Raw genomic sequence first — 16,251 nt, forward strand, 5'->3', positions numbered from 1 at the left:
ATGCTCATTTAAGACGTTGGAAAATAAATGATTGAGTCCTGTGCTAAAACAACATATATTAGCCGCGCTTTTTTACAGGTAATCCTTATAACCATTTATTCAATCAGGCGTTAATCTACACCTGGTTGTAGGAGTGATATGATGACGGATAAAGTCCGTATTGATACTTTAAGTGCTAATTCATTACCGCAGAGCAATGATACCTTTTTAGCAAGACAGGCTGAGTTTGAATCTAATGTCCGCAGCTATCCACGTAAACTGCCATTAGCGATTGCGAAAGCGCAGGGCGTCTGGATTACTGACGTAGAAAATAATCAATATCTTGATTGTCTTGCAGGTGCCGGTACCCTGGCGCTCGGTCACAATCATCCTGAAGTGCTGCAGAGCATTCAAAGTGTCATCACAAGCGGCTTACCGTTACATACGCTTGATCTTACCACGCCGTTAAAAGATGAATTTTCATCTTATTTACTGTCTTTATTACCGGGCCAGGGCAAAGAGTATTGCCTGCAGTTCACCGGGCCGTCCGGCGCCGATGCCGTTGAAGCGGCGCTGAAGCTGGCGAAGAAAGTAACCGGCCGTTCCAGCATTATCAGCTTCTCCGGCGGCTACCACGGGATGACCCACGGCGCGCTGTCCGTAACCGGCAACCTGTCGCCGAAAGAAGCCGTCAGCAACATGATGGCGGAAGTGCAGTTTATGCCGTATCCACATCAGTACCGCTGCCCGCTGGGTATCGGCGGTGAGGCTGGCGTGAAAGCATTAACTTACTACTTCGAAAACCTGATCAACGACGTTGAAAGCGGCGTGCGTAAACCGGCTGCGGTGATCCTTGAAGCCGTGCAGGGCGAAGGCGGCGTGAACCCGGCGCCGGTCGAGTGGTTACAGCGCATCCGTAAAGTCACTCAGGAACACGGCATTCTGCTGATCATCGATGAAGTCCAGGCAGGCTTCGCGCGTACCGGTAAGCTGTTCGCCTTCGAACATGCGGGTATCGAGCCAGACATCATCGTCATGTCCAAAGCGGTGGGCGGCGGTCTGCCACTGGCGGTTCTGGGGATTAAGAAGCAGTTCGATGCGTGGGCTCCGGGCCACCATACCGGTACCTTCCGTGGCAACCAGCTTGCGATGGCGACTGGCCTGACAACGCTGAAGATCCTTAAAGACGACAAGATTGCCGACAAAGTTGCCGCCCAGGGCGAGTGGCTGAAAGGCAAACTGGCTGACCTGCAGAAACGCTACCCGGTGATTGGCCAGGTGCGCGGTCTGGGTCTGATGATCGGTCTGGAAATCGTTAAGCCGAACGAAGCGCAGGATCACATGGGCTGCTACCCGGCCGATGGCGAGCTGTCTGCGCTGCTGCAGAAAAAATGCTTCGAAAACGGGCTGATTCTGGAGCGTGGCGGCCGTAACGGTTGCGTACTGCGCCTGCTGCCATCTCTGCTGATCACTAACGCTGAGCTGGAAGTGTTCCTCGATAAATTCGAAAACGCCCTGCTGGGCGCTGGCGTAAAGCCGGTTTAAACGGAGTTGGATCGAATGTCAGACGTAAACCCGATTCTGTCCGGCTCGGCGCAGAGCATTGCTGCCTACCAGGACGCTATCGAGCAGAGTACGCAAGCGGTCGTTGAATGGTTGAAGCAGCCTGAGATGTATCAGGGCAAAACCGTTGAACAGCTGCGCGAACGTATCAACCTGAATTTTACGTCTCAGGGCCTGGGCAACCAGGCCGCTATTGAGCGTGCGGTTGAATACTTTCTCAAAGACAGCCTGTTGGTGCACCATGCGCAGTGCGTGGCGCACCTGCACTGCCCAAGCCTGGTGATTAGCCAGGCGGCGGAAGTGCTGATCAACGCCACTAACCAGAGCATGGACTCCTGGGACCAAAGCCCGTCGGCCACGATCATTGAGATCAAACTGATCGAATGGCTGCGCGAGCAGGTAGGCTATGCGGCAGGTGATGCGGGCGTGTTCACCAGCGGCGGTACCCAGAGCAATCTGATGGGCCTGATGCTGGCGCGCGACGCGTTCTTTGCTCGCCAGGGGCACTCCATTCAGCAGAATGGCCTGACCGGCGACCTGAGCAAAATCAAAGTGTTTTGCTCTGAAAGCGCGCACTTCTCCGTGCAGAAAAACATGGCGCTGATGGGGCTGGGCTACCGTTCCGTTACTCAGGTGAAGACCGATGCGTTCTCACGCATGGACCTGGCTGACCTGAAAAACAAGCTGGCCCAGGCAAAAGCCAACGGCGAACAGGTGATGGCGATTGTGGCCACGGCCGGGACGACCGATGCGGGCGCTATCGACCCGCTGGTGGATATCGCGGCGCTGGCGGCAGAGCACCAGATCTGGATGCACGTCGATGCGGCATGGGGCGGGGCGTTACTGCTGTCTGAGCAGTATCGTCACTTCCTGAACGGCCTTGAGCTGGCAGACTCCGTGACGCTGGACTTCCACAAGCAGTTCTTCCAGACCATCAGCTGCGGCGCGTTCCTGTTAAAAGACGCGCGTCACTATGAGCTGATGCGTTACCAGGCCGCATACCTGAACTCTGATTTCGATGAAGAGCACGGCGTACCGAACCTGGTGTCGAAGTCGCTGCAGACCACGCGCCGTTTTGACGCGCTGAAGCTGTGGATGGGCCTCGAAGCGCTGGGTAAAAAGCAGTATGCCGAAATTATCGATAACGGCGTCACGCTGGCCCGTGATGTTGCTGAGTTTGTGAAAACCCAGCCGCATCTGGAGCTGGTGATGGAGCCGCAGCTGGCAAGCGTGCTGTTCCGCTTCCGTCCGGCAAGCGACGATATGGCGTTTGTTGCGCTGCTCAACCAGCGCATCGGCGACGTGCTGCTGGCTTCCGGTAGCGCCAACGTCGGCGTCACCGAAGCCGATGGCATCACCTGCCTGAAGCTGACGCTGCTGAACCCGACCGTGTGCCTGGAGGATGTGAAAGTCCTGCTGGCGAGCGTGAAGGCAACGGCTGAGCAACTGCTGAAAGCCTAAGTCATTACGTTGCAATAAAAATGGCTCCCGCGGGAGCCATTTTTTTTACCTGTAGTGCAGGAACAACCCGCGACGGGTTAGATGATGTCTGCGAGTGCAGCATCTTTATTTGGGAAGAAGGCCAGACGTCCTGGAATCGGCTGGATCCCGGCACGCGCCATCGTACGCAGCGGCTGGAACTCGAGGTTTGAGACGCGCAGTTCGCAGCCGTCAGGCAGTTTTTTCACAAAGCGCTGGAAGGCGTCCAGACCACCGGCATCCAGCACCGGGACTGCGTCCCACTTCAATACCACAATGCGTTTACCCGCAATACGCGACTCGAGATCGGTAAATAATCCCTCCGCTGCGGCAAAGAACAGCGGGCCGATGACGCGTAGCACCAGAACATCGCCTGGTACATCAACGTTGACCGGCGCCAGACGCGTCATACGCGCAATACGGCGCATAAACAGCAGAGAGGCGAGAACGATCCCGACGCTGATGGCGATAACCATGTCGAACAGCACCGTCAGCGACATACACATCAGCATGACGATGATGTCGTCTTTTGGCGCATGGCGCAGCAGATCCACCACTTTGTGGGCTTCACTCATGTTCCATGCCACCATCAGCAGCAGTGCGGCCATGGCGGAAAGCGGTAGCCAGGAAAGCAGCGGCGCTAAAACCAATAGCGCTAGGATCACCAGAATCGCGTGGATGACCGCAGAAATGGGTGAGGTTGCCCCGGCGCGGACGTTGGCCGCAGAACGGGCAATTGCCGCCGTGGCGGTGATACCGCCAAAGAACGGCGCGACGATGTTACCCAGCCCCTGACCAATCAGCTCGCTGTTGGCTTTATGCTTGGTGCCGGTCATCCCGTCGAGGACGACGGCGCACAGCAGAGATTCAATCGCCCCCAGCATCGCCATCGAGAAGGCTGCCGGTAACAGCGCCTGTAACGAACTCCAGCTCAGGGTAAAGTTTGACTCCGGCATATTCCACGGTAATACCAGTTGCGGCAGCAACTGCGGGATACCGTTACCCTGTGAGCCGTCAGCCAGAATGTAGTGGAACTGGGAACCGATGGTCGCAACGTGACCACCGGTCAGGTTCACAATTCCCATTACCGCACAGCCTGCCAGCAGTGCAGGAAGGTGGCCCGGTAGTCGGATCCCCAAACGAGGCCAGAAAATCAGGATCCCCAGCGTTACAACGCCAATGGCGGCATCGCCGAAGTTGATGGTCGGCAAGGCCATAAACAGCGCACCAACTTTTTGCAGGTAGTGCTCCGGTACATGGGCCATTTGCAGGCCAAGAAAATCTTTAATCTGCATGGTACCGATGGTGATACCAATACCCGACGTAAAGCCTAACGTAACCGACACGGGAATATATTCGATCAGGCGACCAAAGCGGGCGAGGCCGAAAAGGATCAGAAATATCCCGGACATGAGCGTGGCAACCAGCAGGCCTGCCAGCCCAAACTGTTGCGACACCGGATACAGGATCACCACGAAGGCGGCGGTTGGGCCAGAGACGCTAAAACGCGACCCCCCGGTGAGAGCGATAACAATCCCAGCGACGGCGGAGGTATACAGACCGTACTGCGGCGCAACGCCACTGCCTATTGCCAGGGCCATTGCCAGAGGAATGGCAATGATCCCCACGGTTATCCCGGCGATCAGGTCACGGGTAAAGCGAGAAGCGGTATATTTTTCTTTCCAACAAGCGTCGATGAGGGCGCGGAAAGGCATCACATGTGAGGAAAATAATCTGTTCACAATAATGTTTCATCCATGAGCGCATCATCTGTCAACTAAATGGCAGGTGAAGGAGGCAAAAGTCATACAAATAAGTATTACAGATAAAAAAACCCGCCGCAGCGGGTTTTTGAGCCGGGCTCGATTAATGCTCGAACATGGCAGAGATGGATTCTTCGTTGCTGATACGACGAATCGCTTCGGCCAGCATACCCGACAGGGTCAATGTACGCACGTTTGGCAGTGCTTTGATTTCGTCAGTCAGTGGAATAGTGTCACAGACAACGACTTCATCAATCACTGAGTTGCGCAGGTTGTTTGCCGCATTACCTGAGAAGATCGGGTGGGTTGCGTAAGCAAATACGCGTTTTGCACCACGTTCTTTCAGTGCTTCTGCTGCTTTACACAGCGTACCGCCGGTATCGATCATGTCATCAACCAGTACGCAGTCACGACCTGCAACGTCACCAATGATGTGCATCACCTGAGAAACGTTCGCACGCGGACGACGTTTGTCGATGATAGCCATATCGGTATCGTTCAGCAGTTTAGCAATAGCACGGGCACGCACGACGCCACCGATGTCCGGAGAAACCACGATCGGGTTGTCCAGGTTCAGTTGCAGCATGTCTTCTAACAGGATCGGGCTACCGAATACGTTATCAACCGGTACGTCAAAGAAGCCCTGGATCTGTTCAGCATGCAGGTCAACGGTGAGGACGCGGTCAACGCCAACGCTGGACAGGAAATCAGCGACGACTTTAGCGGTAATCGGTACACGAGCGGAACGTACGCGACGATCCTGACGTGCATAGCCGAAGTAAGGAATAACGGCGGTGATACGGCCTGCGGAAGCACGGCGCAGCGCATCAACCATAACGACCAATTCCATCAGGTTGTCGTTAGTAGGGGCACAAGTGGACTGGATGATGAAAATATCACCACCGCGTACATTTTCATTAATTTGTACGCTGACTTCGCCGTCGCTAAAGCGACCTACAGCGGCGTCGCCGAGTGAAGTGTACAGGCGGTTGGCAATACGTTGTGCTAGTTCCGGGGTGGCGTTACCAGCAAAAAGCTTCATATCAGGCACGAGAAGAACCTCAGGCATGCGTCCATTGGTGGAAAGAATCTGCCGAAAACTGTGCGGGCCAGGCAGTATCCTCTCCATGCGGTGTATTAAAGAGCGCGATGCAACGTCTGGAACAGGGTGACGTTGTCACCGCAACTCAGCTTGCCCGGTTTACCCTTCATCCTTCGCGTTTCATGTGCGTTGGCGTTAATTCCTCACACCAGCACATACTGTTGTATGCGCCAGGCGCTCCGTCATCTCGCCATCTTCCTGAAACCCGAATGATTTAGAGTAACGCTCTATGCAAAGGGGAGAGGTTGACGCCTTTCGCCACAAAGCCTTTGAGCCATTCCGGGGCTTGCTCAAGCACCTGGCGAGCACGAGACTCTGTATCAAATTCAGCAAAGACACAGGCCCCTGTACCAGTCAGGCGCGACGGCGCGTATTCTAACAGCCAGGAAAGCGCCGCATCAACCTCGCGAAAACGTTTTCTTGCGATAACCTCGCAATCATTGCCGAATTCACATTTTAGTAACGTTTTTATTGACCTTTTTGGCGTGTTACGCGGGAGGTCAGGATCGTTAAAAATGAGCGGCGTTGGAATACTGACTCCTGGATGAGCGACCAGATACCATTTTTCCTGGGGATTGACCGGCGTCAGAATTTCTCCCACGCCTTCGGCAAAAGCCGCGTGGCCGCGCACGAACACGGGAACATCCGCCCCCAGCGTCAAGCCGATTGCCGCCAGTTCATCAACCGAAAGCCCGCACTGCCAGAGATGATTCAGCGCCACCAGAACGGTGGCCGCATTTGACGAACCACCGCCCAGGCCGCCACCCATCGGCAGGCGTTTTTCGATACTGATGTCCGCGCCGCTTCCTGCGGGCAGGCGAGCGGTCGCAGACGCCGTCTTCATCAGCAAACGTGCCGCGCGCACGATCAGGTTATCTTCATGCGCAACGCCTTCCACCGGTGTTAAGAGATGAATTTCACCGTCGTGGCGCAGATTGATGCCAATCTCGTCGCCATAGTCGAGAAACTGGAATAACGTCTGCAGCGTGTGGTAACCGTCCGCACGCTGCCCGGTAATGTATAAAAAAAGATTCAGTTTTGCCGGAGAGGGCCAATGGCTCATCATTTCACAATCCAGTTATCCATTTTCAGCTTAATACGCTGGGAGCCGTCGGACAGCTCCATGTTGGCCGGCATCGCAGGCTGCGTTTTGCTGTCGTAGGCGCTATAGACCACTTTCCAGCTTTTACCGTCTTTGCTGTAGTTCACTTCACTCAGACGATATTGGTCGTCGAGCTTGTAATCGGTAGCGTCACCCGGCAGGCCAAGGATCCACTGGCGCAGGCTATTCAACGGAATAGGCATGCCGGTCAGTTTACCAATCATCTCTTCGGCGTCGTCGGCGGTGTAGTGCTTACCTTTGTTATCGACAAGTTCAACGTTGCCCGGCTGCGCATTGAGTTCCAGTTCCGTGCTTCCCAGCGGGTTGGTCAGCAGCAGACGATAGCGATCCTGTCCGGTTTGCTGCCAGAAAAAGCGGGCATACACTTTCTGTTGATCGGAGATATAAGCGAACGCACCGCGCGTCTGATATTGGTTCAGGGCGCGTACTTCCTGCTGGTGCTGGCGCCACTGTGGGGAATCGGGGCTTTTGCCGGGACCTTTCGGCGCGTTGAGGGTACAGGCACTAAGAACCAGGGCTGCAAGGGGCAGCAGGCGAATCAGGCGAAAATCAGGCAGGGTCATAATGATGACAAATCCTTGAGATACGTTGCAGTTATAACTCTCAATGCTAGCGCCACCATCTGACATCGTCTACGTTCAAGTTATCTTAAATCACTTAAATTTGTGCACTAAGCTATTACTCCAAAAGGGGGCTGTCTCTTTTATTGACCGCACGCATCCTGTATGATGCACCCAGTCTAACCTTATCAACGCTGGTACTATTCCCGCTCACATGACCCTTTTAGCGCTTGGTATTAACCATAAAACGGCACCTGTATCGCTGCGAGAACGCGTAACGTTTTCGCCGGATACGCTCGATCAGGCGCTGGACAGCCTGCAAGCGCTGCCAATGGTGCAGGGCGGGGTAGTGCTGTCGACATGTAACCGCACAGAGATTTACCTCAGCGTGGAAGAGCAGGATAACCTGCAAGAAGCGCTGATTCGCTGGTTGTGCGAATACCATAACCTTAATGAAGAAGATCTGCGCAATAGCCTGTACTGGCACCAGGACAATGACGCCGTCAGCCATCTGATGCGGGTTGCCAGTGGTCTGGATTCGCTGGTGCTTGGCGAGCCGCAGATTTTGGGACAGGTGAAAAAAGCCTTTGCGGATTCGCAGAAAGGCCACCAGAACGCCAGTGCGCTGGAACGCATGTTCCAGAAATCGTTCTCTGTCGCTAAACGTGTCCGTACCGAAACCGATATCGGCGCCAGCGCTGTTTCCGTGGCTTTTGCCGCCTGTACGCTGGCGCGGCAGATCTTTGAATCGCTCTCCACGGTAACCGTGCTGTTAGTCGGCGCAGGCGAGACCATCGAGCTGGTCGCGCGTCATTTGCGCGAACACAAAGTGAAGAATATGATCATCGCCAACCGTACGCGTGAACGCGCGCAGGTGCTGGCGGATGAAGTCGGCGCCGAAGTGATTTCATTGAGCGATATCGACGCCCGCTTGCAGGATGCCGATATTATTATCAGTTCAACCGCCAGTCCGCTGCCGATTATCGGTAAAGGAATGGTAGAGCGTGCGCTTAAAAACCGTCGCAACCAGCCTATGTTGCTGGTGGATATCGCCGTACCGCGCGATGTCGAGCCGGAAGTGGGCAAATTGTCCAACGCCTACTTGTACAGCGTTGACGATCTGCAAAGCATCATTTCGCATAACCTGGCGCAGCGCAAAGCGGCTGCTGTGGAAGCCGAAACGATTGTAGCGCAGGAAACCAGTGAGTTTATGGCCTGGCTGCGTGCCCAGGGCGCAAGCGACACTATCCGCGAGTATCGCAGTCAGTCAGAACAGATCCGTGATGAACTGACCGCCAAAGCGTTGGCCGCTCTTCAACAGGGCGGTGATGCGCAAGCCATTATGCAGGATCTGGCCTGGAAACTGACTAACCGCCTGATCCATGCACCAACCAAATCACTTCAACAGGCCGCCCGTGACGGGGATAGTGAACGCCTGAATATTCTGCGCGACAGCCTCGGGCTGGAGTAGCAGCACACCAATCTTATTTTTACAGGGTGCATTTACGCCTATGAAGCCTTCTATCGTTGCCAAACTGGAAGCCCTGCATGAACGCCATGAAGAAGTTCAGGCGCTGCTCGGCGATGCGGGTACTATCGCAGACCAGGAACGTTTTCGTGCACTGTCGCGCGAATATGCCCAATTAAGCGATGTATCGCGCTGTTTTACGGACTGGCAACAGGTTCAGGAAGATATCGAGACGGCTCAGATGATGCTCGACGATCCTGAAATGCGTGAAATGGCGCAGGATGAACTGCGCGAAGCAAAAGAGAAATGTGAACAGCTGGAACAACACCTGCAGGTTCTGCTGTTACCGAAAGATCCTGATGACGAACGTAACGCCTTCCTTGAAGTGCGTGCGGGAACCGGTGGTGATGAAGCGGCGCTGTTTGCCGGCGATCTGTTCCGTATGTACAGCCGTTACGCTGAAGCGCGTCGCTGGCGGGTTGAGATCATGAGCGCCAGCGAAGGCGAGCATGGCGGATTTAAAGAAGTCATTGCCAAGATTAGCGGCGAAGGCGTTTATGGCCGACTGAAATTTGAGTCCGGCGGTCATCGCGTGCAGCGCGTCCCGGCGACGGAATCACAGGGGCGAATTCACACCTCTGCCTGTACGGTCGCGGTCATGCCGGAACTGCCGGATGCTGAACTGCCGGACATCAACCCGGCCGATCTGCGTATTGATACCTTCCGCTCATCAGGCGCAGGGGGCCAGCACGTTAACACCACCGACTCCGCAATCCGTATTACCCACTTGCCAACCGGCATCGTGGTGGAATGTCAGGACGAACGTTCACAGCATAAAAACAAAGCGAAAGCGATGTCGGTGCTGGGGGCGCGCATTCGTGCGGCCGAAGTGGCAAGGCGTCAACAGGCGGAAGCCTCTGAACGTCGCAACCTGCTGGGCAGCGGCGATCGCAGCGATCGTAACCGCACCTATAACTTCCCGCAGGGGCGCGTGACCGATCACCGCATTAACCTGACGCTCTACCGTCTGGATGAAGCGATGGAAGGCAAACTGGATATGCTCATTGAGCCAATTGTCCAGGAATACCAGGCCGACCAACTGGCGGCATTGTCCGAGCAGGATTAATGGACTATCAGCACTGGCTGCGTGAAGCGATAAGCCAATTACCGGCAAGCGAAAGCCCGCGCCGTGACGCCGAGATTTTACTTGAGTTCGTTACCGGTAAGGGGCGCACCTTTATTCTGGCTTTTGGCGAAACGCTGTTAACCGAGGCGCAGCGTCAGCAGCTCGACACGTTACTGGAGCGGCGTCAGCGGGGCGAACCCGTGGCGCACTTAACCGGCGTTCGCGAGTTTTGGTCGCTGCCGCTGTTTGTATCGCCAGCCACGCTGATTCCGCGTCCGGATACCGAGTGTCTGGTGGAGCAGGCGCTGGCTCGCTTGCCAGCCTGTGCATGTCGCATTCTCGATCTGGGGACCGGTACGGGCGCGATTGCCCTGGCGCTGGCAACCGAGCGTCCGGATTGCGCGGTGACGGCGGTTGATCGGATGCCAGATGCCGTGGCGCTGGCTATGCGCAATACGCAGCACCTGGCTATCGACAATGTTCGCGTGCTGCAAAGCGACTGGTTTAGCGCTTTGCAGGGGCAGCAGTTTGACATGATTGTCAGCAATCCGCCGTACATCGACGAACAGGATCCGCATCTGGCGCAGGGCGATGTGCGCTTTGAGCCGCTGTCGGCGTTGGTGGCGGGCGATCAGGGGCTGGCGGATATCGTACATATTATTGACCAGTCTCAGCTCGTGTTAACGCCAGGCGGCTATCTGTTGCTGGAACATGGCTGGCAGCAGGGTGAGGCCGTGCGCGATGCCTTTACGCGCGCGGGTTATCTGGCGGTTGAAACCTGCCGTGATTATGGCGGCAACGAGCGAATTACGCTTGGACGCATCCCATCATGAGTACCATCAGTGTGTTACTCAACGTTCATCTCATCAGCATTGCGCTTTCCGTTAGTCTGCTGATGCTGCGTTTTTGGTGGCGTTACACCGACGCGCGTCTAGCCCGTGCCCGCTGGACGCGCATTGTGCCGCCGGTGGTGGATACCGTTTTATTACTCAGCGGCGTGGCGTTAATGGTTAAAACGCACATCCTGCCATTCACCGAACAAGGGACATGGCTGACTGAAAAGCTGTTTGGGGTTATCATTTACATCGTTTTGGGTTTTATTGCGCTCGATTACCGTCGGGCGCGCAGCCAGCAGGCGCGATTAGTCGCATTTCCGCTGGCGTTGGTGGTGCTGTACATCATCATTAAACTCGCCACCACAAAAATACCGTTACTGGGGTAAGTCATGAGGTCGTTAGCTGATTTCGAATTTAATAAAGCGCCATTGTGTGATGGGATGATCCTGGCGTCGGAGTCTATCCGTCTGGATTTTCCAACACAAACTGTCTATGACGAACTGGAACGTCTGGTCAGTCTGGCGCAAGAAGAAATTAGCCAGCTCCTGTCTCAGGATGAGCAACTGGAAAAACTGCTGGCACTTTTTTACGGCGAATGGGGGTTTACGGATACCCACGGCGTCTATCGTCTTTCTGATGCACTATGGCTCGACCAGGTTCTGAAAAATCGTCAGGGCAGTGCGGTGTCGTTGGGCGCGATCTTATTATGGATTGCCAACCGACTGGATCTGCCGCTGGTACCGGTGATTTTCCCGACACAACTCATCCTGCGCATTGAATCGCTTGATGGCGAAATGTGGCTAATCAATCCGTTCAATGGCGAAACGTTAAATGAACACACGCTGGAAGTGTGGCTGAAGGGGAACATCAGCCCGGTCGCGGAACTGTTTAATGAAGATCTGGATGAAGCGGATAACGCAGAAGTGATCCGCAAACTGCTCGACACGCTGAAATCATCGCTGATGGAAGAGCGGCAAATGGAACTGGCGCTGCGAGCCAGTGAAGCATTATTACAGTTTAATCCTGAAGACCCGTATGAAATACGCGATCGGGGATTGATATATGCGCAACTGGAGTGTGAACATGTTGCGCTGACAGATTTAAGTTATTTCGTTGAGCAGTGTCCGGAAGACCCGATCAGCGAAATGATTCGTGCGCAGATTAATACCATTTCGCACAAACAAATTGTATTGCATTGATTAATGACACTTTACCTACCGTTTAAGGCGATCCTATGAAACAAAAAGTGGTTAGCATTGGCGACATCAACGTGGCAAATGACCTGCCGTTCGTGCTGTTTGGCGGAATGAACGTGCTGGAATCCCGCGATCTGGCGATGCGCATTTGTGAGCACTACGTAACCGTTACTCAAAAACTGGGTATCCCTTACGTGTTCAAAGCCTCCTTTGATAAAGCCAACCGTTCTTCCATCCACTCTTACCGTGGACCGGGCCTTGAAGAAGGGATGAAAATCTTCCAGGAACTGAAGCAAACTTTTGGCGTAAAAGTGATCACCGACGTTCACGAAGCCAGCCAGGCACAGCCTGTTGCTGACGTGGTGGATGTGATTCAGCTGCCGGCATTCCTCGCTCGCCAGACCGACCTGGTGGAAGCGATGGCGAAAACCGGTGCCGTTATCAACGTGAAAAAACCGCAGTTCGTAAGCCCGGGTCAGATGGGTAATATCGTGGATAAATTCCATGAAGGCGGTAACGATAAGGTTATCCTGTGTGACCGTGGCGCGAACTTCGGTTATGACAACCTGGTTGTGGATATGCTGGGCTTTAGCGTGATGAAAAAGGTCTCTGGCAATTCGCCGGTGATTTTCGACGTCACCCATGCGCTGCAGTGCCGCGACCCGTTTGGCGCCGCAAGCGGCGGCCGTCGTGGTCAGGTGACTGAACTGGCGCGCGCGGGCATGGCGGTAGGTCTGGCAGGTCTGTTTATTGAAGCGCATCCGGATCCAGCCAATGCGAAATGCGATGGTCCATCCGCACTGCCGCTGGCGAAACTGGAACAGTTCCTCACGCAGATCAAAGCGATTGATGACCTGGTGAAAAGCTTCGACGAGCTCGATACTGAGAACTAAGACAGCTGAACAGGCCGGGGCACTTGTCTCCGGCCTGTTATTACTGTCAGGCGCCAAACGCCCCATCAATTGTATGCATAGCTCCCGTCACAAACCCGGCCTCCGGACCAGCCAGCCAGGCAACCATTCCGGCCACTTCTTCTGGTCGACCGTGGCGTTTTAGCGCCATAAAGCTGTGCATCAGCTCTTTCAATGGACCTTCTGCTGGATTAGCGTCAGTATCAATGGGACCCGGTTGCACTACGTTGACCGTAATGCCACGCGCGCCGAAATCACGGGCCAGCCCTCTTGCCAGGCCTTGCAGAGCAGACTTGCTTAACGCGTAGGAAGCCATACCGGCAATTGGCATACGATCGCCGTTCACTGAACCAATAATGATAATCCGCCCGCCGTCAGGCATTTGTCGTGCCGCTTCTACTGCCGCGTACCAGGGGGCGTGGATATTAATGCGGAACAGGCGCTCAACGTCATCGGGATCCTGCTCCAGCGCGTCGCCGAACAGCACAATTTCTGCATTCACCACTAGCACATCCAGCGGGCCGCTTTCCCGTACCCGGTTAATAACGGCATCGCGATCGGCGCTATCGGTTTGCGTCGTGTGGGAACCTGTTTCATCCGCAAGCGCTTTTGCAGCGTCTGCGGAGCCTGAATAGGTAAAGGTAACCGCTGCGCCATCTGCGGCGAAACGGCGCACAATAGCCGCGCCAATCCCCCGACTGCCGCCAAGAACCAGAACTGATTTGCCGTTAAATGGGGACATGAGATACTCCTTGAACAATTATGTAGTGATCGATATATAATGGGTGCATGGTTTTCTGTCAATGGATTTGTAATGAGTACTACAAAATGTTCGCGCGCCCCAGGCCGACCACGTAATTTTGATCCGGAACTGGCTGTTGCCAAAGTACAGCCCTTATTTCACGCGCATGGATACGACGCTGTGAGCGTAGCGGATGTTACGCAGGCCCTGAACATCAAGCCCCCCAGTTTTTATGCCGCTTTTGGGAACAAAATCGGTCTTTATGAACGCGTGCTTGGTCGCTATGTACAAACCGATGCGATCCCGTTTGATGACATTTTGCGTTCTGACAGACCGGTTGCCGAAAGCCTTGCTGCGTTGCTTGAAGAGGCGGCGCGACGCTATGCCGCGGATCCGCATGCGCCTGGTTGTTTGGTTCTGGAGGGCACGCATAGCAACGATCCGCAGGCGCGGCAGGTGGCCCGGGCTTTCTACTCGGTTGCAGAACATAAAATTCATGACTTTATTGCACAGCGCCATCCCGAAGTGGCTGATAGCCTGACCGATTACATCAGTACCACGATGCTTGGTCTGTCGGGAAAAGCCCGTTGTGGGCATACGCTCGAACGTTTGCTATCCAGCGCACACATCGCCAGCCAGGCGGTGCTGCATCAGCTTTCCTGATTTTCATCACATGAAAAGGTAGATAAATATGATGGGTAAACTGGGACTTTGCTTTAATACTCCCCCTCCGGCTATGCGCAACGTAGCGTTGGCCGCAATTCTGATAGGAATTTCATTTCTGGCGCATTCTCAGGACAAGGCCGACGTTATTTTGTATAACGGCAAGTTGATTACCATGGATGAACAACAACCCAACGCGCAGGCGCTGGCGGTAAAAGGGCGGCATATTATTGCGGTGGGTAATAATGAAACGGTGAAAAAATGGTCCGGACCGAACACGAAGGAAATTAACCTTACGGAGCAAACCGTTATTCCGGGGTTAATTGATGCGCATCTGCATGGTATTCGGGGGGGAAGGACATTTTTATTTGAAACCTACTGGTTTGATACTAAAAATTTACCCGATGCGTTAAATAAACTGTCGCAATCTGCGGCAAAGAAAGACCCTGCGCAATGGGTGGCGGTGGCGGGTTCATGGATACCTGAACAATTTGCTGAAAAGCGGGATCCGACGGTTCAGGAACTGAATCAGGCGCTGCCTCATCATCCTGCATATATACAAAGCCTTTATGACTATGCGCTGTTAAATCAAAAGGCTATCGAGACTCTAAAACTTAATAGTCCACAGCCGGATGTTCCGGCAGGGATCGTGATAGAACGCGATGATAAAGGGCTGGCAACGGGGAAATTGCGCGGGACCATTGGCAGTTTTAACCAGCTTTTCGCCCAGATTAGCCAGACTGGCGATGTGGAAAAGAACCTTAACGCCTTTGTACGTTATTTAAATAAACGCGGCGTGGTCGGGTTTATCGATCCTTCTGCCGGGCATGAGCAAGCTTATCGTGATTTCTTTAAACTTCAGCAGCAGCAACCTCTCAGGATACGCGTTGGATATCGTTTATCCGCACCGCCTGGTAATGAAACGGAATGGTTTAAACAACGCCTGGCGTTTCGCCCGGCAATGCATGATGACGGCAGAATAGCCTTTCTGGGCTTCGGTGAAAGCCTGGTGATGGCAATGAATGATGGCGTGCGGATGTCATCTGGGTTCACGTCCCCAGCAGAGTCCCAACAAGAACAATTAAAGGTGCTTCAGCTTGCCGCCAAAGAAGGTGTTGCCGTTGAAATACATGCTTATACCGATGACAGTGCGGATGCGATTTTAGATGTCATTAGCGAGGTGGCTAAATCGCATGATATTGCACCGTTGCGCTGGTCGATTGCGCATCTTAATACCGGTACGCCCGAAACGATTGCCCGGATGAAGAAACTCGGTTTAGCCTACTCTGTTCAGATGGGGCCATATTTTGAATCTCCCGCCATTGAACGCGCAAATGGTAAAACGGTGGCGGCGCTATCATCGCCAGTGCAACCCGCGTTAGAGCAGGGGGTAATCGTTGCCGGCGGTACAGATGCGACGCGGATTGGCGTTGCGGGAGTGTGGCATGCCATTGAATATCATGTCACAGGTAAAGCGCTCGACGGCTCAGTACGCCATGACACCCGCCAGTTAAGTCGGGAAGATGCGTTAAAAATGTATACCCGAAATGCCGCCTGGCTGGCTTTTGCTGAACAGCAAAGAGGAAGTTTGCAAGCAGGTAAGCTCGCCGATTTTGCGGTGCTGAATCAAGATATTATGGCTATTGCGCCAGACAAGCTGCATCAAACGGAATCGTTATTAACGTTTGTCGATGGCCAACAGGTTTATCCGGAGCAATAAACGCGCTAAAAGAAAACGGC

Annotated in this window: 15 protein-coding genes; 10 read left to right on the plus strand and 5 right to left on the minus strand. The window is 54.2% G+C overall.

The annotated features are described in order from the left end of the window. Window positions 1-138: 138 nt before the first annotated feature. Together ICA20_RS11205 and ICA20_RS11210 are read left to right on the plus strand one after the other, a co-directional pair. Window positions 139-1,524 carry a diaminobutyrate--2-oxoglutarate transaminase gene (locus tag ICA20_RS11205; protein ID WP_038641163.1) on the plus strand — a complete coding sequence of 462 codons (1,386 nt, stop codon included), beginning with the start codon at window positions 139-141 and terminating at the stop codon, window positions 1,522-1,524. Between the two features lie 6 nt (window positions 1,525-1,530). Next, window positions 1,531-3,003 (plus strand): aspartate aminotransferase family protein, encoded by a 1,473-nt coding sequence (locus ICA20_RS11210; RefSeq protein ID WP_165353573.1) that lies wholly within the window; start codon window positions 1,531-1,533, stop codon window positions 3,001-3,003. 77 nt (window positions 3,004-3,080) lie between these two features. Here ICA20_RS11210 and dauA read toward each other — a convergent pair whose 3' ends face one another. The 4 genes from dauA to lolB all read right to left on the minus strand — a co-directional run bounded on the left by dauA (window position 3,081) and on the right by lolB (window position 7,572). Next, window positions 3,081-4,736: a C4-dicarboxylic acid transporter DauA gene (gene dauA / locus ICA20_RS11215; RefSeq protein WP_038641159.1), complete on the minus strand. Its 1,656-nt coding sequence runs from the start codon at window positions 4,734-4,736 to the stop codon at window positions 3,081-3,083. A 151-nt stretch (window positions 4,737-4,887) separates the two neighbouring features. Further along, window positions 4,888-5,835: a ribose-phosphate diphosphokinase gene (gene prs / locus ICA20_RS11220; protein ID WP_001518537.1), complete on the minus strand. Its 948-nt coding sequence runs from the start codon at window positions 5,833-5,835 to the stop codon at window positions 4,888-4,890. Window positions 5,836-6,100: 265 nt separating this feature from the next. Continuing rightward, a complete protein-coding gene (gene ispE / locus ICA20_RS11225; RefSeq protein WP_038641157.1) occupies window positions 6,101-6,952 on the minus strand; it encodes a 4-(cytidine 5'-diphospho)-2-C-methyl-D-erythritol kinase in 852 nt (283 codons plus the stop codon). After that, window positions 6,949-7,572, minus strand: a complete 624-nt coding sequence (gene lolB, locus ICA20_RS11230; RefSeq protein WP_003020792.1) for a lipoprotein insertase outer membrane protein LolB — start codon at window positions 7,570-7,572, stop codon at window positions 6,949-6,951. The genes ispE and lolB overlap by 4 nt, the downstream gene beginning before the upstream one ends. A gap of 211 nt (window positions 7,573-7,783) precedes the next feature. Between lolB and hemA the strand changes: the two genes are divergently transcribed. From hemA to kdsA, 6 genes are read left to right on the plus strand one after another with little or no spacing between them, the layout of a single operon-like run. After that, window positions 7,784-9,040, plus strand: coding sequence for a glutamyl-tRNA reductase (gene hemA / locus ICA20_RS11235; protein WP_038641154.1), 1,257 nt, complete (start codon window positions 7,784-7,786; stop codon window positions 9,038-9,040). A gap of 40 nt (window positions 9,041-9,080) precedes the next feature. Then, the gene (gene prfA, locus ICA20_RS11240; RefSeq protein WP_038641152.1) at window positions 9,081-10,163 is read left to right on the plus strand and encodes a peptide chain release factor 1; all 1,083 of its coding nucleotides are present in this window, start codon (window positions 9,081-9,083) and stop codon (window positions 10,161-10,163) included. After that, window positions 10,163-10,996 (plus strand): peptide chain release factor N(5)-glutamine methyltransferase, encoded by an 834-nt coding sequence (gene prmC, locus ICA20_RS11245; protein ID WP_038641149.1) that lies wholly within the window; start codon window positions 10,163-10,165, stop codon window positions 10,994-10,996. The genes prfA and prmC overlap by 1 nt, the downstream gene beginning before the upstream one ends. Continuing rightward, a complete protein-coding gene (gene sirB2, locus ICA20_RS11250) occupies window positions 10,993-11,385 on the plus strand; it encodes an invasion regulator SirB2 (RefSeq protein ID WP_038641147.1) in 393 nt (130 codons plus the stop codon). Before prmC ends, sirB2 begins: the two co-directional genes overlap by 4 nt. 3 nt (window positions 11,386-11,388) lie before the next feature. After that, entirely contained in the window at window positions 11,389-12,198 is an 810-nt protein-coding gene (gene sirB1, locus ICA20_RS11255; protein WP_006684256.1) for an invasion regulator SirB1, read from the plus strand. A 35-nt stretch (window positions 12,199-12,233) separates the two neighbouring features. Then, a complete protein-coding gene (gene kdsA, locus ICA20_RS11260; RefSeq protein WP_038641145.1) occupies window positions 12,234-13,088 on the plus strand; it encodes a 3-deoxy-8-phosphooctulonate synthase in 855 nt (284 codons plus the stop codon). A gap of 46 nt (window positions 13,089-13,134) precedes the next feature. On the opposite strand, the gene bdcA is transcribed toward kdsA, so the two are convergent. Then, the gene (gene bdcA / locus ICA20_RS11265; protein WP_038641144.1) at window positions 13,135-13,848 is read right to left on the minus strand and encodes an SDR family oxidoreductase; all 714 of its coding nucleotides are present in this window, start codon (window positions 13,846-13,848) and stop codon (window positions 13,135-13,137) included. 72 nt (window positions 13,849-13,920) lie between these two features. Between bdcA and ICA20_RS11270 the strand changes: the two genes are divergently transcribed. Together ICA20_RS11270 and ICA20_RS11275 are read left to right on the plus strand one after the other, a co-directional pair. Continuing rightward, a complete protein-coding gene (locus tag ICA20_RS11270) occupies window positions 13,921-14,511 on the plus strand; it encodes a TetR/AcrR family transcriptional regulator (RefSeq protein ID WP_038641141.1) in 591 nt (196 codons plus the stop codon). 28 nt (window positions 14,512-14,539) lie between these two features. After that, the gene (locus tag ICA20_RS11275; protein WP_038641139.1) at window positions 14,540-16,231 is read left to right on the plus strand and encodes an amidohydrolase; all 1,692 of its coding nucleotides are present in this window, start codon (window positions 14,540-14,542) and stop codon (window positions 16,229-16,231) included. Window positions 16,232-16,251: the final 20 nt, after the last annotated feature.

Origin of the sequence: Citrobacter sp. C5_2 (assembly GCF_014596845.2) — a bacterium.
GTDB classification, from domain to species: Bacteria; Pseudomonadota; Gammaproteobacteria; order Enterobacterales; family Enterobacteriaceae; genus Citrobacter; species Citrobacter werkmanii.